The 22,800-nt window shown below is 71.4% G+C and carries 24 protein-coding genes and 1 CRISPR repeat array; of the genes, 10 read left to right on the top strand and 14 right to left on the bottom strand.

The features are described 5' to 3' along the window. Positions 1-50 precede the first annotated feature (50 nt). Positions 51-527, top strand: coding sequence for an STAS domain-containing protein (locus tag GA0115234_RS33050; RefSeq protein ID WP_093549097.1), 477 nt, complete (start codon positions 51-53; stop codon positions 525-527). Positions 528-560: 33 nt separating this feature from the next. Here the strand turns inward: GA0115234_RS33050 and GA0115234_RS33055 are convergent, their stop codons facing one another. The 3 genes from GA0115234_RS33055 to GA0115234_RS33065 all read right to left on the bottom strand — a co-directional run bounded on the left by GA0115234_RS33055 (position 561) and on the right by GA0115234_RS33065 (position 3,778). Further along, positions 561-1,550, bottom strand: coding sequence for a sigma-70 family RNA polymerase sigma factor (locus GA0115234_RS33055; RefSeq protein ID WP_093549099.1), 990 nt, complete (start codon positions 1,548-1,550; stop codon positions 561-563). Positions 1,551-1,656: 106 nt separating this feature from the next. Beyond that, complete coding sequence (locus GA0115234_RS33060) at positions 1,657-2,373, bottom strand: L,D-transpeptidase family protein (RefSeq protein ID WP_093549101.1); 717 nt, start codon at positions 2,371-2,373, stop codon at positions 1,657-1,659. 85 nt (positions 2,374-2,458) lie between these two features. Then, entirely contained in the window at positions 2,459-3,778 is a 1,320-nt protein-coding gene (locus GA0115234_RS33065; RefSeq protein WP_093549103.1) for an MFS transporter, read from the bottom strand. 62 nt (positions 3,779-3,840) lie between these two features. Here GA0115234_RS33065 and GA0115234_RS33070 point away from each other — a divergent pair, with 62 nt between their 5' ends. Then, entirely contained in the window at positions 3,841-4,794 is a 954-nt protein-coding gene (locus tag GA0115234_RS33070; RefSeq protein ID WP_093549105.1) for a LysR family transcriptional regulator, read from the top strand. 44 nt (positions 4,795-4,838) lie between these two features. Next, a CRISPR array of direct repeats spans positions 4,839-5,538; the repeat unit is 29 nt; unit sequence GGGACCACCCCCGCACGCGCGGGGACCAC. A gap of 134 nt (positions 5,539-5,672) precedes the next feature. Here GA0115234_RS33070 and GA0115234_RS33075 read toward each other — a convergent pair. Continuing rightward, positions 5,673-6,452 carry an alpha/beta hydrolase family protein gene (locus GA0115234_RS33075; protein ID WP_161275706.1) on the bottom strand — a complete coding sequence of 260 codons (780 nt, stop codon included), beginning with the start codon at positions 6,450-6,452 and terminating at the stop codon, positions 5,673-5,675. A gap of 103 nt (positions 6,453-6,555) precedes the next feature. Between GA0115234_RS33075 and GA0115234_RS33080 the strand changes: the two genes are divergently transcribed. Then, positions 6,556-7,710 (top strand): adenosine deaminase, encoded by a 1,155-nt coding sequence (locus GA0115234_RS33080; protein WP_093549109.1) that lies wholly within the window; start codon positions 6,556-6,558, stop codon positions 7,708-7,710. A 135-nt stretch (positions 7,711-7,845) separates the two neighbouring features. Continuing rightward, positions 7,846-8,160 (top strand): hypothetical protein, encoded by a 315-nt coding sequence (locus GA0115234_RS33085; protein ID WP_093549111.1) that lies wholly within the window; start codon positions 7,846-7,848, stop codon positions 8,158-8,160. A gap of 69 nt (positions 8,161-8,229) precedes the next feature. Here GA0115234_RS33085 and GA0115234_RS33090 read toward each other — a convergent pair whose 3' ends face one another. From GA0115234_RS33090 to afsQ1, 5 genes are all read right to left on the bottom strand, one after another. Next, positions 8,230-8,433 carry a PspC domain-containing protein gene (locus GA0115234_RS33090; protein ID WP_093549112.1) on the bottom strand — a complete coding sequence of 68 codons (204 nt, stop codon included), beginning with the start codon at positions 8,431-8,433 and terminating at the stop codon, positions 8,230-8,232. A 94-nt stretch (positions 8,434-8,527) separates the two neighbouring features. Further along, positions 8,528-9,076, bottom strand: coding sequence for a VanZ family protein (locus tag GA0115234_RS33095; RefSeq protein WP_093549114.1), 549 nt, complete (start codon positions 9,074-9,076; stop codon positions 8,528-8,530). Between the two features lie 188 nt (positions 9,077-9,264). Continuing rightward, entirely contained in the window at positions 9,265-9,909 is a 645-nt protein-coding gene (locus GA0115234_RS33100; protein ID WP_370804641.1) for a hypothetical protein, read from the bottom strand. Beyond that, positions 9,906-11,444 carry a sensor histidine kinase gene (locus GA0115234_RS33105; RefSeq protein WP_093549116.1) on the bottom strand — a complete coding sequence of 513 codons (1,539 nt, stop codon included), beginning with the start codon at positions 11,442-11,444 and terminating at the stop codon, positions 9,906-9,908. Before GA0115234_RS33105 ends, GA0115234_RS33100 begins: the two co-directional genes overlap by 4 nt. Further along, the gene (gene afsQ1, locus GA0115234_RS33110; RefSeq protein WP_176729344.1) at positions 11,441-12,118 is read right to left on the bottom strand and encodes a two-component system response regulator AfsQ1; all 678 of its coding nucleotides are present in this window, start codon (positions 12,116-12,118) and stop codon (positions 11,441-11,443) included. Before afsQ1 ends, GA0115234_RS33105 begins: the two co-directional genes overlap by 4 nt. 192 nt (positions 12,119-12,310) lie before the next feature. Between afsQ1 and GA0115234_RS33115 the strand changes: the two genes are divergently transcribed. Then, a complete protein-coding gene (locus tag GA0115234_RS33115) occupies positions 12,311-13,111 on the top strand; it encodes a SigE family RNA polymerase sigma factor (RefSeq protein WP_093549118.1) in 801 nt (266 codons plus the stop codon). 407 nt (positions 13,112-13,518) lie between these two features. Here the strand turns inward: GA0115234_RS33115 and GA0115234_RS33120 are convergent, their stop codons facing one another. Then, positions 13,519-14,229, bottom strand: coding sequence for a uridine kinase family protein (locus tag GA0115234_RS33120; protein ID WP_093549120.1), 711 nt, complete (start codon positions 14,227-14,229; stop codon positions 13,519-13,521). A gap of 63 nt (positions 14,230-14,292) precedes the next feature. Between GA0115234_RS33120 and GA0115234_RS33125 the strand changes: the two genes are divergently transcribed. Then, the gene (locus GA0115234_RS33125) at positions 14,293-14,712 is read left to right on the top strand and encodes a hypothetical protein (protein WP_093549122.1); all 420 of its coding nucleotides are present in this window, start codon (positions 14,293-14,295) and stop codon (positions 14,710-14,712) included. A gap of 75 nt (positions 14,713-14,787) precedes the next feature. Here the strand turns inward: GA0115234_RS33125 and GA0115234_RS33130 are convergent, their stop codons facing one another. The 3 genes from GA0115234_RS33130 to deoC are packed head-to-tail and all read right to left on the bottom strand — an operon-like array spanning position 14,788 to position 18,111. Then, complete coding sequence (locus GA0115234_RS33130; RefSeq protein WP_093549124.1) at positions 14,788-15,714, bottom strand: aldehyde dehydrogenase family protein; 927 nt, start codon at positions 15,712-15,714, stop codon at positions 14,788-14,790. Next, on the bottom strand, positions 15,704-17,143 hold the full coding sequence (locus GA0115234_RS33135; RefSeq protein ID WP_093549126.1) for an aldehyde dehydrogenase family protein: 1,440 nt from the start codon (positions 17,141-17,143) through the stop codon (positions 15,704-15,706). Before GA0115234_RS33135 ends, GA0115234_RS33130 begins: the two co-directional genes overlap by 11 nt. Positions 17,144-17,148: 5 nt before the next feature. After that, on the bottom strand, positions 17,149-18,111 hold the full coding sequence (gene deoC, locus GA0115234_RS33140; protein WP_093549128.1) for a deoxyribose-phosphate aldolase: 963 nt from the start codon (positions 18,109-18,111) through the stop codon (positions 17,149-17,151). 115 nt (positions 18,112-18,226) lie between these two features. Between deoC and GA0115234_RS33145 the strand changes: the two genes are divergently transcribed. After that, positions 18,227-18,880, top strand: coding sequence for a PH domain-containing protein (locus GA0115234_RS33145; protein ID WP_093549130.1), 654 nt, complete (start codon positions 18,227-18,229; stop codon positions 18,878-18,880). 215 nt (positions 18,881-19,095) lie between these two features. Here GA0115234_RS33145 and GA0115234_RS33150 read toward each other — a convergent pair whose 3' ends face one another. Further along, a complete protein-coding gene (locus GA0115234_RS33150; protein WP_176729340.1) occupies positions 19,096-19,899 on the bottom strand; it encodes a hypothetical protein in 804 nt (267 codons plus the stop codon). 222 nt (positions 19,900-20,121) lie between these two features. Here GA0115234_RS33150 and GA0115234_RS33155 point away from each other — a divergent pair, with 222 nt between their 5' ends. The 3 genes from GA0115234_RS33155 (at position 20,122) to pstA (ending at position 22,799) form a co-directional block, all read left to right on the top strand. Continuing rightward, on the top strand, positions 20,122-20,502 hold the full coding sequence (locus GA0115234_RS33155; protein ID WP_093549132.1) for a hypothetical protein: 381 nt from the start codon (positions 20,122-20,124) through the stop codon (positions 20,500-20,502). Between the two features lie 61 nt (positions 20,503-20,563). After that, positions 20,564-21,568 (top strand): phosphate ABC transporter permease subunit PstC, encoded by a 1,005-nt coding sequence (gene pstC / locus GA0115234_RS33160; protein WP_093549134.1) that lies wholly within the window; start codon positions 20,564-20,566, stop codon positions 21,566-21,568. A gap of 13 nt (positions 21,569-21,581) precedes the next feature. Beyond that, complete coding sequence (pstA, locus tag GA0115234_RS33165) at positions 21,582-22,799, top strand: phosphate ABC transporter permease PstA (protein WP_093549136.1); 1,218 nt, start codon at positions 21,582-21,584, stop codon at positions 22,797-22,799. The last annotated feature ends 1 nt before the right edge of the window (position 22,800 follow it).

Consider the following 22,800-nt stretch of genomic DNA (forward strand, 5'->3'; position numbering starts at 1 on the left):
GGGCCGTTCGCGGGTCCGGGCGGCCCGGTGCGAACAGGGGTTGGACAGCGATGAGTTTCGGCCGCCGGGCCGGTCTCCCTGATGTGGAACCCATGACCCCGAACGTTCTCATCGTCACCGGCCGCGTCACCCGGGCCGCGGTACCGGGACTCTGCGCCGAGCTGGAGGCGCTGCTGCGTGACTTGGACGGCGCCGCCTGTGATCGGGGTGCCTGCGGCCGGGACGGTCGCGACTCGGATGCCCGCGCCCCGGGTGCCTGTGTCCCGGATGTCCGTGACCCGGACGCCTGTGTCCCGGACGCCTGGGTGGACTGCGATGTGGGCGGGGTCGCGCACGTGGACCTGGCTCTGGTCGAGGCGGTAGCGCGGCTGGGGCTCGTCGCGCGCCGGGCGGGCGGCAGGCGGCTGCGGCTGCGCCACGTGCCGCCCGAGCTGCGGAGCCTGCTCGACCTGGTCGGGCTGGCCGACGTGGTGGACGTGGGGTACGGGCAAGGGCCCGGCCCCGGCCCCGGGAACGGCGTGGGCTGAGCGCCCCCGCCCCACGCCGTTCCCGCGCCCGCTCTACGCCGCGTCGGCGTCGAGGTGATCCGGCAGCCCGAAGAGCGGGAACCAGCGCGGAGTGTCCAGGAAGCAGTGCATCCCGGTGATGGCGCCCTCCGAGATGTCGATGACCTGCACCGCCCACGGCACGAACCCGGGCCCGTCCGGATTCGGCTTGTAGTGCGCGAACGCAGGGGTGCCGTTCGCCGACGTCGCCACCAGGCGGGAGCCCGCACAGCCCGCGCCGATGGAGAGCATGAAGCCGGTGATGTCGTCGTGCCCCTGGAGCCAGAGGTCGAACGGCGGCATGGTCATCACGGCGTCCTCATGGAGCAGCGCGGTCAGCGCGGCCATGTCGTAGCCCTCGAAGGCCGCCACGTACCGCTCAAGGAGCTTGCGCTGTTCCTCGTCGAGCGGATTCGCGGCGTCGACGGGCTTGCCCTCGTGTTCGGTCAGGGTGGCCCGCGCCCGCTGGAGGGCGCTGTTGACCGAGGCGACCGAGGTGTCGAGCAACTCGGCGACCTCGCTCGCCTTCCAGGCCAGCACCTCGCGCAGGATCAGCACGGCACGCTGCTTGGGCGGCAGATGCTGAAGCGCGGCGACGAACGCCAGGCGCACCGACTCCCGCGCCACGGCGGCCTCCGCCGGGTCGGCCACCGTCGGCAGGATGCGCCCGTCCGGCATCGGCTCCAGCCAGGTGTTCTCCGGCAAGGGGTTCAGCGCGGCCTGGGCGAGCGGCGTCGGGCCCGTCAGATCGACCGGACGGGCCCGCTTGTTCCCGGCGTTCAGCATGTCCAGGCAGACATTGGTGGCGATGCGGTACAGCCAGGACCGCAGCGAGGAACGCCCCTCGAACTTGTCGAAGCTGCGCCAGGCACGCACCAGCGTGTCCTGCACCGCGTCCTCGGCCTCGAAGGCCGAGCCGAGCATCCGGTAGCAGTATCCGGTCAGCTCGACCCGGTGTCCCTCCAGACGGCTGTCGATATCCGTCGTCGCTGTCAGATCACTCATCGCTCCACCCCTGTTGCGCTGTGACACCGCTCACTTCAGCACTTCGGAAGCTACCTCAGGCCACTGACAACGGGGGCGGGAAGTACCGAAGCCGCCCGGTTTCCGGTCACGTTCCGGGCTTGCGCCCGTACACGTAGACGTCGTCGCCGTTCTTCAGCAGATTCCAGTACGACTTCGCGTCGGCGGTACGCATGTTGACGCAGCCGTGCGACCCCGGCGGGTTCCACATCTTCACGCCCACCGCGTGGAACGCCTGGCCCCCGTCGAAGAACTGGGAGTACGGCATCGACACGTGGTAGATCGACGAGACGTGGTTGATGTGCCGCCAGTAGATCTTCTTCGCCCCGGTACGGGTCTCGTACTTGTCCCGCCCGGTCCGCACCGGCACGGGGCCGAACTTCAGCTTGCTGCCGTCCTGGATCCAGCTCAGCTGCCGCGTCAGGTCCACGCACGCGATGCGCCCCTTGTTGGTGGGGCACTTCTTGTCCTTGTTCGGGTTCTTCCCGGCCGCCTTCTGGGCCGTGAGCGTCTTCATCGTGCGCCAGGTGACCGGACCCGCGTACCCGATGGTGGGGGTGACCCCGTAGGTGCTCTGGAAGGACCGGATGGCCTTGCAGTCGGCGGCCGACTGCTTGCCGTCGACCGGCCGGTGCAGATACTTCTCGACCTGCTTCTGGTACGGCCCGGTGGACGCCGTGCAGGACGCCGCCTGCGCCGAACCGCCGGTGGCCAGCACCAGGGCCGGTACCGCCGTCAGGCCCGCGACCGACAGCGCGAGCCCGCGCCGCAGCCGTGCTCCCCGTATGTTCCCCGCGACTCTCATGTACGCCAGCTCCCCTTCGCGCGCCGTGCGGTGATTCCGCCTGCTAGACGCGCGTCGGGGAGTCGATGGTTGTGCGCCGTATGTCTCAGTTCTGTACGGACGCCACCGGCATCAGCCGGCGCCGCTCGGCGCGGGCGGCCCGTGTCCCGTACAGGGTGATCGAGACGACACCGAGGACCGCGAGCAGTCCCAGCGACACGGTCCCGGCCCAGCCCCCGGCGTGGAAGGCGACCGCGCCGAGCGTGCCGCCCGCGCTGGAGCCCAGGTAGTACGCGGACTGGTAGAGCGCCGACGCCTGGGCACGGCCCTTGGTCGCGGTACGGCTCACGGACGAGGAGGCGACCGCGTGCCCGGCGAAGAACCCCGCCGTGATCAGGACCAGGCCGAGGAGCACGGCGGCCAGTTGGTCGGAGAGCGAGAGCAGCAGACCGGCGGCCGTGGTGGAGACGGCCAGATACAGCGCGCCCCGGCGGCCGAGCCGGGCGACCAGTTGGCCGGCCGCGGCGGAGGAGACCGTACCGACGAGGTAGACCAGGAAGATCGAGCCGACGACACCCTGCGGGAGGTTGAACGGCGCCTCCACCAGGCGGTAGCCGATCACCGTGTACACCGCGCCGAACACCGTCATGAACAGCGCGCCGATCGCGTACAGCCGGCGCAGCAGCGGATCGGCGAGATGCCCGCCCACCGTCTTCGCGAGGGCCTTCGGGTTCAGCGTCCCCGGGGTGAAGTTCCGCGCCCTCGGGATCATGAAGTGGAAGACGACCGCGCAGGCCACGGCCAGCACCCCGACCGCGCCGAGCGCCGCGCGCCAGCCCCAGAGCTGGGCGATCCAGCCGGTGAGGATGCGGCCGCTCATGCCGCCGATGCTGTTGCCGGCCACGAACAGTCCGATCGCGGCGACCAGGGCCTTCGGCCGTACCTCCTCGGCCAGGTACGCCATCGCCGAGGCGGGCAGCCCGGCCAGTGCCGCGCCCTGGACGGCGCGCAGCGCGATCAGCCAGCCCAGCGAGGGGGCGAACGGGACGAGCAGCCCGACCAGTACGGCGACCGTCAGCGAGGCGGTCATCATCTGCCGCCGCCCGAACCGCTCGGAGAGCGCGCTCATCGGCAGCACGCACAGTGCCAGTGCGCCGGTCGCCGCGGAGACCGTCCAGCTGGCCTGCCCGGCCGTGGCGCCGAAGGAGGCGGAGACGGCGGGCAGCAGGGCCTGCGTGGAGTAGAGGAGTGCGAACGTCGCGACACCTGCGGCGAAGAGCGCGAAGCTCATCCGGCGGTAGCCGGGACGGCCCGGTTCGAGCCGCTCCGGAGCGGTGGCCGCGAGGGCGGTGGGGGCGGCGACGGGGGACGGCTGGGGCGAGGCGGCCACGGTGAGCGTGGACGCCCCGGTACTGGCAGGAGGCATGCTCCGAAAGTAGGCTCTCCGGTTTCATGCGTCCAATGCACGAAGTGGCGATAATCAATCCCATGGTGCATGAACGCAGCTCACAGCCCCGGCTGTCACCGAGTAGTTACGAAGAAGACATTCGCGCCGTGCTCGCGCCGCGACTGGCCCACTTCGAGGCGGTGGCCCGCCACGAGCACGTCACACGCGCCGCGCAGGAGCTGGGCGTACCGCAGTCGACGCTGTCGCGGGCCATGGTCAGGCTCGAACAGGACCTGGGCGTCGCCCTGTTCGCCCGCAAGGGCCGCACGGTCTCGCTCACCCCGGCGGGCCGCACCTTCCTCGGCTCCGCCGAGCGGGCCCTCGCCGAGGTCGAGAAGGCCGCCGATTCGGTACGCGCCGACGCCGACCCGGCCACCGGCAAGGTCGCCTTCGGATTCCTGCACACCATGGGCTCGGAGACCGTCCCCGCCCTGATCCGCGCCTTCCGTGTCGACCACCCCCGGGTCCGCTTCCAGCTCGTCCAGAACTATGGCGAGGCGATGATCGAACGCCTGCGGGCCGGCGGCCTCGACCTCTGCCTCACCTCACCCGTCCCGGACGCCCCCGACCTCGTCGCCCGCCGCCTGGACGAACAGCGCCTGCGCCTGGTCGTCCCCGAGGACCACCGCCTGGCCACCCGCCGCCGCATCCGCCTCGCGGAGGCCGCCGACGAAAAGTTCGTCACCCTGGAACCGGGCTATGGCCTCCGCCGGATCACCGACGACCTCTGCACCGAGGCGGGTTTCACCCCCCGCGTGGCCTTCGAGGGCGAGGAGGCGGAGACCCTGCGCGGCCTGGTGGCGGCCGGCCTGGGAGTGGCCCTCCTGCCACCCCCCGCGGTGCCCCGCCCCGGCGTCGTCGAACTCACCGTGACGGCCCCGAGAGCGGCCCGCGAAATCGGCGTCGCCTGGCTGGACGGCCACCCCGACACCCCACCGGTGGCCGCCTTCAAACGCTTCCTGCTGTCGAGGCGGGGACACCTGCTGCCGGACTGACCGGGATCCCCTCGCACAGGGCCACCACCGCCCCGCCGCCCGGCAGGACCAACCCTGCGTGCGCGGGGACCACCGCCTCCATCTTCTGCCGGCCTCCGACGACGCGGGACCACCCCCGCACGCGCGGGGACCACGCATCGGCTGAACGGGCGTCGCGGACATTGAAGGGACCACCCCCGCACGCGCGGGGACCACGGACCTGTCCGTCCGGGGCGGCCCCGTCTTGCGGGACCACCCCCGCACGCGCGGGGACCACAGCCCTCGTTCCACCTGGTCCAGGTGATCGAAGGGACCACCCCCGCACGCGCGGGGACCACCGCTGCGCGCCGGGCGTCTACGAGCTCACCTGGGGACCACCCCCGCACGCGCGGGGACCACGCGGCAATGTAGTGCTGCCCTGTGACCGCGTTGGGACCACCCCCGCACGCGCGGGGACCACTCGTGGAGTTTGGCGACCAGGCCGTGTACGTAGGGACCACCCCCGCACGCGCGGGGACCACACCTGCGCGACACAGCCGCCGACACCCCCCCCGGGACCACCCCCGCACGCGCGGGGACCACCCGCCGGCCCCCGCCCCGAACCCCGAGCCCGAGGGACCACCCCCGCACGCGCGGGGACCACCTGCACCCCGACGCGGAAGGGCGCGCACTGGCGGGACCACCCCCGCACGCGCGGGGACCACTCCGAGATCAGCTCGGTGACCTCGGTGGTGACGGGACCACCCCCGCACGCGCGGGGACCACAGTTCGTGACCTGCGATTTTATCGGCGGGAGATGCTGGTTTTCTTCACTTTCACCGAACCAGGCATACGCGATATAAGCGTCATTGCTCCTCTTCCTCCTGCTCTCGAACGGCACGTCGCTACCAGGCCACCCATCACCCCCGCAGCGACTTCCCGAACCCCGCCGCCAGCGGCATCCGCAGCCCCAGTGGTGGCGGCGCCGCCAGGGCATCGGCCACCGGTCGTGCGTAGGCCCGGCCGAACAGGGATCCCCGGACGAAGTCCGTGGCCAGGGCCATTACTTCGGCGCGGTGCTGGCGCAGGCCGTGGCCGTCCGAGTGGACCTCGAAGCGGCAGGTGTCGCGGTTGGTCTTCTTGGCCCGCTCGGCCAGGCGGAAGGACAGCTCGGGGTCCGTGCGGGCGTCGTTGGTGCCGTGGACGAGCAGTACCTGACGGCCGAGCAGGTGCTTCACCGGTTCCGGGCCGTCGGGGCCGTCCGGGCCGTCCGCCCCGGCCTCCGGTAGCCAGGGGGCCATCGCCAGGACGGAGTTGACGGCCGGGTGGCCGCCCGCCCGGAGTGCGGCGCGGCCGCCCATGCCGTGGCCGGCCAGGCAGACGGGGACGTCGCCGTAGCGTCGTACGACCTCGTCCACCGCCCATTCGGCGTCCGCCGCCAGGTGCGCGTCGGTCGCGTTCCAGCCCCGGCAGCGGTAGCGCACGACATGCGCGGCGAGGCCGTCCTCCTGGCCGGCGCGGGCCAGGGTGCGGGCGAGGGGGAGCTGGAGGGCGTACGAGAGGGGGGAGGGGCGGCGGTGCGAGTCGGGCTTGCCGTCCGGGAGCAGCAGGACCACGCCGCTGACCGAGGTCGGAGCTCCGGCCGTCCTGACGGCCCGTCCCAGCCTTGCGGCAGGCAGGGGGAGTGCGCTCTGTGCCATGACAGAACAGTGTCAGAAGGGCAGGTGTACTCCACCTGTATTGGCGGTCACTGTTACGTATCGGCGAGCGACAATCTACGCGCGTAGGGATTAGAGTGCGCAGATGATGAGCCCGACCCTTCATGTGCCCGGCCAGGATCAGATCCGGCGTGCCCCCAAGGTGCTTCTGCACGACCATCTCGACGGCGGACTGCGCCCGGGAACGATCGTCGACCTCGCCCTGGCGAGCGGATACGAAGGACTGCCCGAGACCGAGCCCGACAAGCTCGGCATCTGGTTCCGCGAGGCGGCCGACTCCGGATCGCTGGAGCGCTACCTGGAGACCTTCGCCCACACCTGCGCCGTCATGCAGACCCGCGAGGCGCTGGTCCGGGTGGCCGCCGAATGTGCCGAGGACCTGGCCGCGGACGGTGTCGTCTACGCCGAGGTGCGGTACGCCCCCGAGCAGCACCTGGAGGGCGGACTGAGCCTCGAAGAGGTCGTCGAGGCGGTCAACGAGGGCTTCCGCGAGGGCGAGCAGCGGGCCCGCCAGGACGGCAACCGCATCCGGGTGGGCGCCCTGCTCACCGCCATGCGGCACGCCGCCCGCTCCCTGGAGATCGCCGAGCTGGCCAACCGCTACCGCGACCAGGGCGTGGCCGGCTTCGACATCGCGGGCGCGGAGGCCGGGTTCCCGCCCACCCGGCACCTCGACGCCTTCGAGTACCTCAAGCGCGAGAACAACCACTTCACCATCCACGCGGGCGAGGCCTTCGGCCTGCCGTCGATCTGGCAGGCGCTCCAGTGGTGCGGCGCCGACCGGCTCGGCCACGGGGTCCGCATCATCGACGACATCGAGGTCGCCGAGGACGGCGCCGTGAAGCTCGGCCGCCTCGCCTCCTACGTGCGGGACAAGCGCATCCCGCTGGAGCTGTGCCCGACCTCCAACCTCCAGACCGGCGCCGCCGCCTCGTACGCCGAGCACCCCATCGGGCTGCTGCGGAAGCTGCATTTCCGGGCCACCGTGAATACGGACAACCGGCTGATGAGCGGTACGAGCATGAGCCGCGAATTCGAGAAGCTGACCGAGACTTTCGGATACACGCTCGACGACATGCAGTGGTTCACCGTCAATGCGATGAAGTCGGCATTCATTCCTTTTGATGAGCGTCTGGCGATGATCAACGATGTGATCAAGCCCGGATACGCCGAGCTGAAGTCCGAGTGGCTCTTCGAGCAGACCGCTGCTACCAGCGTTTCTTCCGATTCCGTGGGCTGATCGACGCCTTGGTGGAAAGCGGCCGGGAAGCGAATTCCCGGCCGCTTTCCGCGTGTCGGCGTGATTGCGGGAAGGTTGGTGGAATGGCTACGTTGCGGAGCCCCCCATATCCCTCTCCCCAAGGATGAATTTCACATGAAGCAGTCTGCTGTCAGGACTCTCGGCGTCGCCGCTCTCGGTGCCGCTTTCGCCGCCGCCGCCGCGGGTACCGCCTCCGCCGCGGTGCTGCCGACCGACGTCGCGAACACCGCCCTGCCGGTCGCGGGCGCGGCGCTGGAGACCGCGACCCAGAGCCTGCCGGTCCAGGAGACGGCCACCAAACTCCTCGGCACCGGCCAGCAGAAGCTCGTCGGCGGCGCCACCGCCCCGGTCAAGGGCCTGCTCGGCGGTCTGCCGGCCGGTGGCCTGAAGACGGGCGGCCTGTCGGCCAACGGTCTCCCGCTCGGCTGACACCCGTACACGCCCGTGGGGCGGACACCCGGTCCGGGTGTCCGCCCCACGGGCGTTTGCGTACGAGCGTCACCAGGCGGTGGCCGACGACGACTTCTCGGACGGGAACAGCACCCACAGCGCCAGGTAGAGCAGGAACTGGGGCCCCGGCAGCAGGCAGGAGACCAGGAAGATGACGCGCATGGTTCCCGCGGAGGTGCCGAAGCGCCGTGCCAGCGCTGCGCACACTCCGCCGATCATGCGTCCTTCGAGGGGGCGGGCAAGTGCGGCCATGGTGGGCTCCTTCGCGAACCGTCGCTGGGGGAGCAGCTCCGTCGTGCTCCCGATGGCTCCATGGTGGCCCGGCGAACAGGGGCAAAGCGTCGCTCTACGGGGCGATCCCGACCCTGGGAATCGTCGGGGTCGCACCCTGGCCCGCCTCGTCCCTGGGGCGGGGTAGCACCCCTACCCGCTCCTGCTTCCTGCGGCGCAGCCGCGCCCGGCACATGGGTACGACGAGCAGGTGGGCGAGGGCCACGCCGGTGGTGTTCAGCAGCAGTGAGTCGACGTCCACGACCTGTCCGGGCACTCCGGTCTGGGCCAGTTCGATGGTCGCCGAGATCAGCGTCCCCGCCGCGACGGTGCGGATCAGCGAGGCCCACGGGGAGACGGTGAGCCTGCCCCCGGCCATCGGCAGCAGTACGCCCAGCGGGGCGAGGAGCAGCAGCCCCTCACCGATCCGGCGGGCGGCCTCGACCGGGCCGAGGGAGAGATCGGCCCTGATACCGGCGAAGAGGTGGAGATTCGAGGCGGTCGCCCAGGGCACATCGAGCGGGCGCAGGGTCAGCCACCCGACAAGCAGCAGATGCGCGAGAAGGAGGGAAACTCCGGTCGCGCGGAAGCGGATGACGGCTTGGCCGTCCGAACCTTGACGCACGCCACCCAAGACGCGACGAACGGCAGGATCGGTTCCGCCGCCCCGGAATCCGGCCCGCGCGGTGCCGGAGGAAGGGGAGGAAGAGGAAGGGGGAGGGGGAGGGGAGGAAAGGGCTGTGTCCGGACGTCCGGGGGTGCGTGTCTGCCCCCAGAGCGCCTGAGGCCCTGCCCCGGTCCCGGTCCCGGTCCTCAGGCCCCCGCGCCCGTCCCCACTGCCGAGGCAGCCTTGGGTCTCGTCTTCATCTCCGAGGTGCACAGATATCCGCGCGGCGCGTAGTTCCCGGGCCCGCCCAGGACCACCGTGCCCTCCGGTGCGAGGGCGTCGCTCTCCGCGTAGGTGCACACGATCTGCGCCAGGGCCTCGGACCGGAGGTCCTCCGGCTGTTCGCTGAGCCGCAGGGTGCCCTGCCGGTCGCCGCTGCGGGGCCCGCCGACCCGGAGGTTCTGCGGGACGGCGGTGGAGTACCCGGCCCGCCGTTCGGTGGCGGGCGGTTTCTGGCGCAGCTCGTCCAGGAGCACCTGTGCCACCTGGAGCCGGTCCGCACCGGTCCGGTCGATGTGCACCGTACGGTCCACCGTGACCAGCTGCGAGGAACAGACCAGATAGATCTGTACGGGCACGCCCTTGGCGGCCTGTGTCGTGACGTCCTGCGCCGACATCGTGCACGGCACCCGGGACGGCGCGGCCCCGGCGTCCACCGGCACCGAGGTCGACCTGATGCCGCAGCCCGCGGCCAGCACGGCCCCGGCCACGGCCGCGACCAGGGCCAGGGCCGAACGGCGCGCCCGGCGGTTGCCGCTGCCCCTCACGCTGCCCTTCACGCTGTTCCTCACGTGGCGTCGTCCTCCTCGTCCCGGTCCCCGGCACCGTGCCCACCGGCGGAACGGGTGAGCTGCTCGGCATCGCGCGGCAGCCGCAGCACGAACACCGCGCCGTCGCCGTCCGGCGAGTTCGCGGCCGTGATGTCACCGCCGTGGATGTGCGCGTTCTCCATGGCGATCGACAGGCCGAGACCGCTGCCCTCGGAACGCGGGCGCGAGGCGCTGGCCTTGTAGAACCGGTCGAAGACGTGGGGCAGGACGTCCTCGGGGATGCCGGGGCCGTGGTCGCGGACCTCGATGACGAGTTCGTCGCCCTCGGTCCGCACCGCGACCCGCACCGGCGAACCGCCGTGCTTGAGCGCGTTGCCGATGAGATTCGCCAGGATCACATCGAGGCGGCGCGGGTCCAGGCGGACCATCATGCCGCGCTCGGCGTCCAGATCCACCGCGTCCAGCCAGGCACGGGCGTCGATACAGGCGGTGACCTGGTCGGCGACGTCGACGGTGTCGAGGACGAGCCGGGCCGTACCCGCGTCGAAGCGGGTGACCTCCATCAGGTTCTCCACCAGGTCGTTGAGGCGCCGGGTCTCGCTCACCACCAGGCGTACCGCGGGCGCGATCATCGGGTCGAGGCTGTCCGCCTCGTCCTCCAGCACCTCGGTGACCGCGGTCAGCGCGGTGAGCGGGGTACGCAGCTCGTGCGACATGTCGGCGACGAACCGGCGGCTCGCCTCGTCCCGCGCGCTCATGTCCGCGACCCGCTTCTCCAGCGCGCTCGCGGTCCTGTTGAACGTACGGGAGAGATCGGCCAGCTCGTCCGTGCCGGACACCGTGAGGCGGGTGTCGAGCTTGCCCTCGCCGAGCTTGCGGGCGGCGTCGCCGAGCCGCTGCACGGGTCGCAGCACGGTTGTCGCCGCGGCCTGTGCGAGCAGCGCCGAACCGATCAGGGCGAGTCCGGTGGCGATCCCCAGGGACCAGGCGAGGGAGTTGAGATCCTGCCGTTCCTGGTCGAGCGACTTCAGCATGTAGCCGGTCGGGCCACCGCCGATGATCTTCGTACCGCCCACCAGGTACGGCGTGCCGCGGATGCTGGTCCGCTGCCAGAACAGGTGGTACTCGTACTTGTTGCCCGCCTCCACCCGCTGCTGCTTGTTGACCGCCTTCTGGAGCGCCGCCGGCACGTTGTCGAGCGTGAAGGTGTCCAGGTCGGAGTTGCCGACGATCGGCTTGCCGGTGTCGCGCTCGTCGACCAGCAGCACGCTGTAGCCGGGCGAGCTGTTCGCCATCTGTACGGCGGCGTTCTGGAGATCGTCCCTGGTCGGATGGAGCGGCAGCGAGGCCGCCCGGCCCTGCATCTCCTGGCGGAAGTCCCCGAGCGCGGAGTCCTGGGTACGGGTCAGCACGGCCTCGCGGTTCAGCCAGTACGCGATCCCCGACGCGGAGACCGCGGCGGTCAGCGCCACCAGGGCGAACACCACGACGAGACGCAGCCGCAGACTGGTCCAGCGAAGCCCGGCGCGCAGGCTCCGTTTGACGACATCGCTCACTGAGGCGAGTCCAGTCGGTAGCCCACACCCCGGACGGTACGGATCAGCGTCGGCGAGGACGGCACGTCCTCCACCTTGGCCCGCAGCCGCTGCACACACGCGTCGACCAGCCGGGAGTCACCGAGGTAGTCGTGCTCCCAGACCAGCCGCAGCAACTGCTGCCGCGACAGGGCCTGGCCCGGCCGACGGCTCAGCTCCAGCAGGAGGCGCAGCTCGGTCGGCGTGAGCTGCAGATCCTCCCCGTTCTTGGTCACGGTCATCGCGGAGCGGTCGATCACCACGTTCCCGAAGGACGCGGAGTCGGTCGATTCGCGTTCGCCGCGGCGCAGCACCGCGCGGATACGGGCGTCGAGCACCCGGCCCTGTACGGGTTTCACCACATAGTCGTCGGCACCGGATTCCAGCCCGACCACGACGTCGATGTCGTCGCTACGGGCGGTCAGCAGAATGATCGGCAGCTGGTCGGTGCGCCGGATACGCCGGCACACCTCGAAACCGTCGATCCCGGGCAGCATCACATCCAGCACGATCAGGTCCGGCCGCTGCTCGCGCAGCAGTTTCAGGCCGTCCTCTCCCGTCGCCGCAGTGGCCACACGGTGGCCCTGGCGCGACAGCGAGAGTTCGAGGGCCGTGCGGATGGCGTCGTCGTCCTCGATCAGCAACAGGAAAGGCACGCTGGTCATTCTGACCCATGGCAGAGCCCCAGTTCGACAGTTGGGGCCGACTCATGCGTTCGGCGACGCTCGGACACGGGGACGGCGGGCCCTGTGACAGGGCTGTGACAGTCGGCGGACAGCGTCATGAAACTGCCCCGGCAAGCTCATTGGCACAAGGAACGGACGGACTCCACCGATGGGGGGCGCGAGATGAACGCAACTCACAGCATCACCGCAAGCGCAGTTGTCACGCGTCTCCACGACGTCGGCCGGGGCACCGAGAAGTCCGGCGCCGGAGGGGGCACCTCCCTGGTCGAGCGCAGCCGAGACCTCGGGGGAGGGCGAGGGTGCGTTCGTGGCGCCGGGCGTCAGCACACGTCGTACATGACGGTGGTCGACGCGCCTGTGGGGGGCAACGGGGGGAACAACGGGGGCCGTGCGTACGGGGAGGGCACGGGGGAGCGGAAGGTCCCGGCGCAGGGCGAGGACGCCGAAGCGGCGTTCACGGCCTACGTCCAGGAGCGCCGCGCCTCCCTGTACGCGACCGCCTATCACCTGACCGGCGACCGGTTCGAGGCCGAGGACCTGCTGCAGAGCGCCCTCTTCTCGACGTACCGGGCATGGGACCGGATCAGCGACAAGGCGGCGGTCGGCGGCTATCTGCGCCGCACCATGACGAACCTGCACATCAGCGCCTGGCGCAGGCGCAAGCTCAACGAGTACCCGACCGAGGAGCTGCCGGAGACGGCGGGCGACACGGACGCGATGCGCGGCACGGAACTGCGCGCCGTGCTCTGGCAGGCGCTGGCACGGCTGCCGGAACTCCAGCGCACGATGCTGGTCCTGCGTTACTACGAGGGCCGCACCGATCCGGAGATCGCGGCCATCCTCGACATCAGTGTCGGCACGGTGAAGTCCAGCATCTGGCGGTCGCTCCGCCGGCTGCGCGAGGACGAGGTCCTCAGCTTCGGCCGTGACGAGGAGGAGTCCTTCGGCGAGCTGGTGGCCTGAGGCGAGGGGGAACACGGGGGAACGAGGGGGACACGGGGCCGCTGCTTCGGGGGAGGCGGCGGAGTACGGGGGAAGTGCTGCGGGGTCGGATGGGCCGGGGGGTCCTGTCCGGCCCCGTTGGCGTGTGCCTTTGCCTGGGGCGTCGCCCTGGTGGCCGTCGTGCGGGAAAAGCCTGCCACCGATGGCTGCTTCGCCGACGTCAACGGTTCGCATCTCGCGGTGAACGCGAAGATCTGGTCCAGGTGATGCGAGGAGTGTCCGAGGACCCGGCGCTGCTCACGTTCCTGTGTGCGCCGGGCGCGATGCGTGGCCGGACCAGGTTGGGCGCAAGACGCGTCCAGCCGCTGTTCCCGCTTTCTCGGGGCGGGGCCGGCGGGACACCTCGCCCGCGCCCCGCGGCCCTGCCCCTACTCCGGAACCGGCGTCCCCACCGGCGCCCGTCGGCACCGTCCGGCCGCCGCCGCGGCCAGTCGGCCCAGGGCCTCCTCCTTGCCGCACGGGTACGCGCCCAGTGCCGTCTGCCGTGCCACGATGCGCCGTTCCGCGCGCATCAGCCGCCATCCGCGGCGCAGCAGGAAGGGCACCGACTTGCGTCCCTCGCGCAGATCCCGCAGCAGCCTGCGGCGGAACGTCGTCGTCGGACGGCCGCGCAGACAGAGCGCGTCCGCCAGTACGCCCAGCTCCTGGCAGCGCTCGACTATGTCCGCCGCGAAGATCCCCTCGGCCACGAACAGCGGGGTGCGCTCGATGTGCAGGGCCTCCCGGTCGACCCGGGAGCTGGTGGAGATGTCGTAGACCGGTACGTGGGTGCGGCCCGTGCGGCACAGCTCCGTGATCGCGGCGACCGCGCCGTCGGCGTCCCAGGACTGTGCGGAGTCCCAGTCGATGTCCGTACTGCCGGGAACGAGCGGCAGCGTGGGGTCGTCGCCCTCCTTGTAGAAGTCGTCCAGGCGCAGCACCGGGAGGTCGGTGCGGGCGGCCAGGGAGGACTTGCCGGAGCCGGAAGGGCCCGCGAGCAGTACCACGCGGGTCGGGATCGATTGGGAATTCACAGAACACGAGTGTGAGGCATTGACCCGCGCAGGGGATCCCCCGGTGCCTGTGTTGGTATCGAGCATCACACCTCAACTACTCTACGCACCCAGATGATTACTCAACGGTCTCGATCAGGCGGGAACTCCATGGCACGTCACGCATTCTCCAGGTCCCGGCGCCGCGCCCTGCTCAGGGCAGGGCTGACCGTCACCGCGGTGGGTGCCGCGCTCGGTGCGGGGGGTGCGGCGGCCCAGGCGGCGCCGCTGCCCCACGTGCCGGTCGTGGGCGCCGACAGCGGCCTCGGCGCGGCCGGTGAGGCCGCCGGGGGCGCGGTGACCGGGGCGCTCGGTCACTCGCTCCGGGGCGCTGTCGCCCCGGTGACCCACCTGCGGCTCGACCCGCTGGCCGGCACGGGCACGGACCCGCTGAACAACGCGGTCGGGACGCAGATCGCCGACTTCAAGCCGATCTCGACGGCCGCCGTCACCGACCCGCTGACCAGTGGCGGTGCGCTGAAGGACCTGCCGCTGGTCGGGTCGCTGGTGACGGCGCTGCACGGCGGCTGAACCGGAAGCGTCCCGTCCCCCCGGAGTTCCGGTTCCGGGGGAACGGGCCGCCCTTGTGCGCAGGGCCGGTGACGGTCAGTACGAGGAGCCCGAGGCGCCCAGGGCGCCCGTCGGATGCCAGACCGTCTTGGTCTCCAGGAAGGCCGTCAGGCGGTGGGTGCCCGGGTCGGCCGTCCAGTCGACGGACCCGCCGTCCACAGGCTGTGGGCGGACGACCCGCTTCAGGTTGTCCGCCGCCGCGATCTCCAGCTCCTTCGCCAACGCGGCGTCGGCGCCCGTGAGGTCGATCGCGTTCACGTCCTGGTGGGAGGCGAGCGGCGCCGCGATCTCCGCGGTGTTGCCGGACAGGATGTTCACCACGCCGCCCGGCAGGTCGGAGGTGGCCAGCACCTCGCCCAGGGACAGGGCCGGGAGCGGGGAGTCCGCCGAGGCGACGACGACCGCCGTGTTGCCGGTCGCGATCACCGGGGCGATCACCGAGACCAGGCCCAGGAACGACGACTCCTGGGGGGCCAGGACCGTGACCACACCGGTCGGCTCGGGGGTGGACAGGTTGAAGAACGGGCCCGCGACCGGGTTCGCCCCGCCCACGACCTGGCCGATCTTGTCGGTCCAGCCCGCGTACCAGACCCAGCGGTCGATCGCCGCGTCCACGACGGCCGCCGCCTTGGACTTCGACAGGCCCTCCGCGTCCGCCACTTCCCGTACGAACTGCTCCTTGCGGCCCTCCAGCATCTCCGCGACGCGGTAGAGGACCTGGCCGCGGTTGTACGCCGTCGCGCCCGACCAGCCGCCGAACGCCTTGCGGGCGGCCACGACCGCGTCGCGCGCGTCCTTGCGGGAGGACTGGGGCGCGTTCGCCAGCCACTTGCCCGTGCCCGCCTCGCCGGTGGCTGATTTCTTCGCCGTCACCTCGTACACCCGGCCGCTCTCGGAGCGGGGGAACTTGCCCCCGACGTACAGCTTGTAGGTCTTGAAGACGCTCAGACGGTTATCGGACATCGAGGTACGCCTCCAGGCCGTGACGGCCGCCTTCGCGGCCGAAGCCCGACTCCTTGTAGCCGCCGAAGGGCGAGGTCGGGTCGAACTTGTTGAACGTGTTGGCCCAGACGACGCCCGCCCGGAGCTTGTTCGCCACCGCGAGGATGCGGGAGCCCTTCTCCGTCCAGATGCCGGCCGAGAGGCCGTACTGGCTGTTGTTGGCCTTGGCGACCGCCTCGTCGGGCGTGCGGAAGGACAGCACCGACAGCACCGGGCCGAAGATCTCGTCGCGGGCGATGGTGTGCGCCTGGGTGACGTTGGTGAACAGCGTCGGGGCGAACCAGTAGCCGGAGGAGGGGAGGTCGCACGGGGCGGACCAGCGTTCGGCGCCCTCCGCCTCGCCCGTCTCGGCGAGCGCGGTGATCCGGGCGAGCTGCTCCGCGGAGTTGATCGCGCCGATGTCGGTGTTCTTGTCCAGCGGGTCGCCGAGCCGGAGTGTGGAGAGCCGGCGCTTCAGGGAGTCCAGCAGCTCGTCCTGGACCGACTCCTGGACCAGGAGCCGCGAGCCCGCGCAGCAGACCTGGCCCTGGTTGAAGAAGATGCCGGTGACGATGCCCTCGACGGCCTGGTCGATCGGGGCGTCGTCGAAGACGATGTTGGCGCCCTTGCCGCCCAGTTCGAGCGTCACCCTCTTGTCCGTACCGGCGACCTGGCGGGCGATGGCCTTGCCGACCGCGGTCGAGCCGGTGAACGCGACCTTGTTGACGTCCTCGTGCGCGACGAGGGCGGCGCCCGCGTCCCCGTAGCCGGGAAGGATGTTCACGACACCCTTGGGCAGGCCCGCCTGGCGGCAGATGTCCGCGAAGAACAGCGCGGAGAGCGGGGTCGTCTCGGCGGGCTTGAGGACCACGGTGTTGCCGGTGGCGAGCGCCGGGGCGATCTTCCACGCGAGCATGAGCAGCGGGAAGTTCCACGGGATGACCTGGCCCGCGACGCCGAGCGGGCGCGGGTTCGCGCCGTAACCGGCGTGGTCGAGCTTGTCGGCCCAGCCCGCGTAGTAGAAGAAGTGCGCCGCGACCAGGGGGAGGTCCGCGTCGCGGGTCTCCCTGATCGGCTTGCCGTTGTCGAGGGTTTCGAGGACGGCGAGCTCGCGGCTGCGCTCCTGGATGATCCGGGCGATCCGGAAGAGGTACTTGGCGCGCTCGGAGCCGGGCAGCGCCGACCACTTCTCGAACGCCTTGCGGGCCGCCTTCACGGCCCGGTCGACGTCGGCCGCACCGGCCTGCGCGACCTCGGAGAGCACCTCCTCGGTGCTCGGCGAGACGGTCTTGAAGACCTTGCCGTCGGCCGCCTCGGTGAACTCGCCGTCGATGAACAGCCCGTACGAGGGCGCGATGTCGACGACCGAGCGCGACTCGGGGGCGGGGGCGTACTCGAATGCAGATGCCATGGGGATCAGTCCACCGTCACGTAATCGGGGCCGGAGTAACGGCCGGTGCTGAGCTTCTGGCGCTGCATCAGCAGGTCGTTCAGCAGGCTGGAGGCGCCGAAGCGGAACCAGTGGTTGTCCAGCCAGTCCTCGCCCGCGGTCTCGTTCACCAGCACCAGGAACTTGACCGCGTCCTTGGACGTACGGATGCCGCCGGCCGGCTTCACACCGATCTGCACGCCGGTCTGCGCGCGGAAGTCGCGCACGGCCTCCAGCATCAGCAGGGTGTTCGCGGGAGTGGCGTTCGTGGCGACCTTGCCGGTCGACGTCTTGATGAAGTCGGCGCCCGCCAGCATGCCGAGCCAGGAGGCGCGGCGGATGTTGTCGTACGTGGACAGCTCGCCCGTCTCGAAGATCACCTTGAGGCGGGCGTCGGGGCCGTCGGCCCGCGCGCACTCCGCCTTCACGGCGAGGATCTCCTCGTACACCTTCAGATAGCGGCCGGAGAGGAAGGCGCCCCGGTCGATCACCATGTCGATCTCGTCCGCCCCGGCGGCCACGGCGTCGCGGACGTCCGCGAGCTTCACGTCGAGCGCGGCGCGGCCGGCGGGGAAGGCCGTCGCCACGGAGGCCACCTTCACACCGGAGCCGGCCAGCGCGGCGACGGCGGTCGCCGCCATGTCGGGGTAGACGCAGACCGCCGCGGTGCGCGGGGTCGTGCGGTCGGTCGGATCGGGATGGACGGCCTTGGCGGCGAGGGCCCGGACCTTGCCCGGGGTGTCCGCGCCTTCCAGCGTCGTCAGGTCGATCATCGAGATGGCCAGGTCGATGGCGTAGGCCTTGGCCGTCGTCTTGATCGAACGGGTGCCGAGGGACGCGGCGCGCGCTTCGAGGCCGACGGCGTCGACGCCGGGCAGCCCGTGCAGGAAGCGGCGCAGCGCACTGTCGGACGCGGTCGCGTCGGAGAATGCAGGAGCTGTGGTGGGCATGGTCACCAGAGGAGCATATCTACGCGCGTAGCGACCTGTACAGGGGGACCGCTTCTCCGCGACCGGCCCCGGTCCGCCGGGCAGGCCCTCGCCCCCGTCAGGCAGAATCGGGCCCATGACGAGCCCCACACCACCCGCCGAGCCGGTCTACGCCGACCGGACCTTCCGCTCGCCCGCCGGGATCGTCGGGGGCGTCCTGCTGCTTCTGCTCATCTTCTGGATCGGCGGGGACGCCGCGATCCGCGGGCACGGCCGGGTGCCGTGGCTGGCGCTGGCGGGGATGCTGACCTCGGTGCCGCTGGTCGTCGCGTTCACGCTGCGGCCCGTCGTGTCCGCCGGTGACCGGCGCATCCGGATCCGCAACCCGTTCCGGACGATCACCATGCCGTGGACCGAGGTCGCGGACCTGCGGGCCGGGTATTCGAGCGAGCTGTTCACCGAGGGCGGCGCCAAGTACCAGCTGTGGGCGGTGCCGGTCTCGCTGCGGCAGCGCAAGAAGGCGGCCCGGCAGCAGTCCCGGCGGTCGCTGGACGACCCCTACGACCGCACGTCCGTGCAGGCCGATGTGCGCGACACCCGGGCCCGGACGGCGTCGGCCGACCAGACCCTGGCCGATCTGCGCGAGCTGGCGGAGCGGGCGAGGACGGGCGGTGCGGGCGCCGCCGCGGGGTCCACGGAGTCGTCCGTCTCGGTGCGCTGGGCGTACGAGGTGATCGCACCGGCGGTGGTGGGCGCGGTGCTGCTCGTCGTGCTGTTCGCGACCGGCTGAGGCCGGGCGGGGGCCACCCGAGAGGCTCTGAGGGCGGGTCGGAAGGCCCGTAGGGTCGGGGACGGCTCGTACGGTCAGGGAAGGCCCGTACGAGGGCCTGATCCGGTGAAGCCCGAAGCCCGAAGCCCGAAGCCCGAAGCCCGAAGCCCGAAGCCCGCACCGTGTTTGCCGGTGCGGGCTTCGGCATGTTCCGGATGTTCCTGATGCTCCGGGGGCTACTTGACGTCGACGTAGTCGCCCGCCGCGGTCGCGCCGCCGGTCGTGGACGTCTCGCCGAAGGTCCAGCGCCAGTAGCCGTCCGAGGCCGCCTTGACCGTGGTCCTCAGGCTGCCCGTGGAGTCCGCCTTGACGATCTTGACCGTGGTGTAGGTGCTGCTGCCCGCCTTGCGGAACTGGAGCTTGGCGGCCTTGCCGCCGTAGCCGGCGTAGGAGTGCTTCACCCAGTCGGCGCGGGTGAGCCGCCCGGTCACGGTGAGCGTCTTCCCCTTGGTCACCGGCTCGGGCGAGGCGTTGACGGTCGCCCGCGCCGCGCGCTTGACCTGCGCCGTGGCGAGGGCGGGCAGGTAGTCCTCGCTCTTCGGCTGGCCGTTCGCGCCCCAGATGCGTGCGGCCGCGCCGACCTTCCAGGTCGTGGCGTCGTTGTTCGAGTCCAGGGTGTAGCGCGGCTCGATGTACAGGTCGCCCGTGCAGTCGGCGGCGCGCGAGCCGTCCTCGTAGCAGGTCATGCTGCCCAGGTAGATGCCGCCGTGGTCGGCGCCCTTGCGCGCCGTGGTGCCGTGGTACAGGTACGGATTGGCGTCCACGTCGGACAGGGAGTGGCCCGCGGACCAGCTGACGTGGAACCTGACACTCGGGTGTTTCTTCTCGGTGGTGCCCACGACGATGGGCTTGCCCGAGTTCACGACCATCTTCGACACCGTGATCCCGGTGTCGGCGGCTTCCGCGGCCGGTGCGGTGAACGCCGCGAGAGCGAGCGTTCCCGCGAGGGCGGCCACGGTGCCGGTTCTGCCAGTGCGCATGCACGGCCTCTCATCGGTAAGGGTTCGAGCAGGGGTTCGAGTCGCCGCAGAATACAGCCGCGGCGCCGGGCGGAACGCCCCCGTGTATGCCGGGCGCACGAGGGGCAACTTCCGGGTGAAAGCCGACCGTTGTGCCTGTTTCGGGTCCCGGTGGTCCCGCCCGTCTCCATACATTGCGCGTGCCGCCCGACTTCCGAAGCGGGCGGCGGGGGGTGGGGCGAGATGACGGACGACGGCGGTTCCGGCAGAGCGGACGCCATGGGTGCGCGCTGCCGGATAGACATCGGGACCGACGGCGGCTACGGCTGGCGGATGATCGCGCAGAACGGACGCGTGGTCGCGGTCTCCGCGCTCTCGTACGGCGAGCACGGCGCATGCCGGGCCGCCTTCGAGGAGTTGTGCGCGGGACAGCAGGGCCTGACGGGCGGGGTGCAGCACACGCCCGGCGGCAACGGCTGGATGTGGCTGCTCAGGGACCGGGACGGACGGGCCACGGTCGTCTCGGCGCGGGCCTACGAGCGCCATTCGACCTGCCGGGCCGCCTACGAACGGTTCCGCGGGCTGCTCGCCGCGATGGAGGGCGTCACCGGAAGTTGCCTTTAGGGCACACCTCATTCACATCTCGGAGCGTGCGCGTCCATGACGCGGCAGCAGCGTCGACCGCGTGACGAGAGATACGAGGGGGACCGCGGCGCAGGACGTGCCGCGGCGGCTGTACGCGGACCCGGGGCTGCCCGACCGCGTGTTCAGGGGCGTGGCCCGCGGCGGCGGCGGGCTGGTGCTCGCGGTGATGCTGCTGGTCGGCGGATTCCTGCTCTACCGGGCCTGGGAGGCGCTGTCCCGGGCGGGCTGGTCGTTCCTGACGACCGAGGCCTGGGAGCCGGACGCCGGCCGCTTCGGGATCGCCGCCGTGCTGGTCGGGACGGTGCTCATCGCGCTGGTGGCCGTCGCCGTCGCCGTACCGCTGGCGGTCGGCGGGGCGCTGTACATCTCCGAGTACGCGCCGCCCCGGCTGCGCCGCACGCTGATCAGCGTCGTCGACCTGATGGCGGCCGTGCCGTCGGTCGTCTACGGGCTGTGGGGGCTGTTCTTCTTCGAGGGGAAGATCCTCCCCACCGCCCGGTGGATCGCGACCTACCTGGGCTGGATCCCGGTCTTCCGGGTGGACGGCGCCGATCCGTCCGACCCGCTCGCACCGGAGAGCGTGTACACCTCCTCCACGCTGGTCGCGGGGGTCGTCGTGGCGCTGATGGTCGCGCCGATCGCCTGCTCGGTGATGCGGGAGGTGTTCTCGCAGGCGCCGGTCGGCGAGCGCGAGGGCGCGTACGCGCTGGGGGCCACCCGCTGGGGCATGATCCGCAGCGTCGTCCTGCCGTTCGGCAAGGGCGGCATGATCGGCGGCACCATGCTCGGCCTGGGCCGGGCGCTGGGCGAGACCATCGGGGTCTACCTGATCATCTCGCCGGTCTTCGAGATCCAGTGGCACGTGGTGCAGAGCGGGGCCAGCTCGGTCGCCGCGCTGATCGCCCTGCGCTACGGCGAGGCCAGCGAATTCGGCATGTCGGCGCTGATGGCCGCGGGCCTCGCGCTCTTCCTGATGACGCTCGTCGTCAACTTCGCGGCGTCGTCGATCGTCGCCCGCAGCCGGTCCGGCGCGGCGAGTGAGTGAGGGGACCCCACAGATGACCATCGCACCCGAGAGGCCCGCCACCACCGCGGAGCGGGCCGCGTCCGTGTCCGTGGGGGAGCGGCGGCGGTCGGTGAGCCTGCTGCGCGCCACCGACGTGTACGCGCTGCTCGGCGCCGCGGCCGCCGCCCTGTCGCTCACCTGGCTGCTGTTCGCCCGGCTGCTGCCGCTCAGCGGGACCATCGGCTTCCTGGTCGTCGCGTACGGGCTGTTCCTCGGCCTGTACGGGCTGCTGGTCTCGTTCGACGAGAACGGTCCCGCGGTACGGGACCGGCTGGCCGCCGTCGTGGTGCAGAGCCTCGGCCTGGTCATGGTCGTCGCGCTCGGCTTCGTCGTCGTCTTCACGCTGTGGGAGGGCCGCAAGGCGCTGCCGCACCTGAACTTCTTCACCCAGGACATGGCGGAGGCGGGGCCCCTGGACCCGCTCTCGGCCGGCGGGATCCTGCACGCGATCGTCGGCACGCTGGAGCAGATCACCGTCGCGCTCGCCCTGACCGTCCCCACCGGAATGGTCTGCGCGGTCTTCCTCAACGAGGTGCCGGGCCGCTTCGCCCGGTTCGTACGGACCGTCGTCGAGGCGATGACCGCGCTGCCGTCGATCGTCGCCGGTCTGTTCATCTACGCGACGGTGATCCTCGCCCTCGGCTTCGACCGGTCCGGTCTCGCCGCGTCCCTCGCGCTCGCCGTGATGATGCTGCCGATCATCATCCGGGCGGCCGACGTGGTGATCCGGCTGGTGCCGGGGACGCTGCGGGAGGCCTCGTACGCGCTGGGCACCTCGCGCTGGCGCACCGTCTGGCACGTGGTGCTGCCGACCGCCCGCTCCGGGCTGACCACCTCCGTGATCCTCGGCACCGCGCGCGGGATCGGCGAGACCTCGCCCGTGCTGCTCACCGCCGGATTCACCGCCGAGATCAACGGCGATCCGCTGTCGGGGCCGCAGGTCTCGCTGCCGCTCGCCACCTTCGAGTTCGTCAAGTCGCCCGAGCCCACGATGATCGCCCGCGGCTTCGGCACGGCGGCCGTCCTGATGGCGCTGGTGCTCGTGCTGTTCGTCGTCGCCCGCGTCATCGGCGGCCGGGGACCCGGGCAGCTGACCAGGCGCCAGGAGCACCGCCGGGTCGAGGCGTCACGGCGCGACGCCGAACGGTTCGCCGCCCGGTCCGGGCGGCCCGCGCCCCGGGACACACCCATGGATACGAGGAGTGAGTGAC

The sequence above is a fragment of the Streptomyces sp. DvalAA-43 genome (assembly GCF_900091725.1).
GTDB classification, from domain to species: domain Bacteria; phylum Actinomycetota; class Actinomycetes; order Streptomycetales; family Streptomycetaceae; genus Streptomyces; species Streptomyces pulveraceus.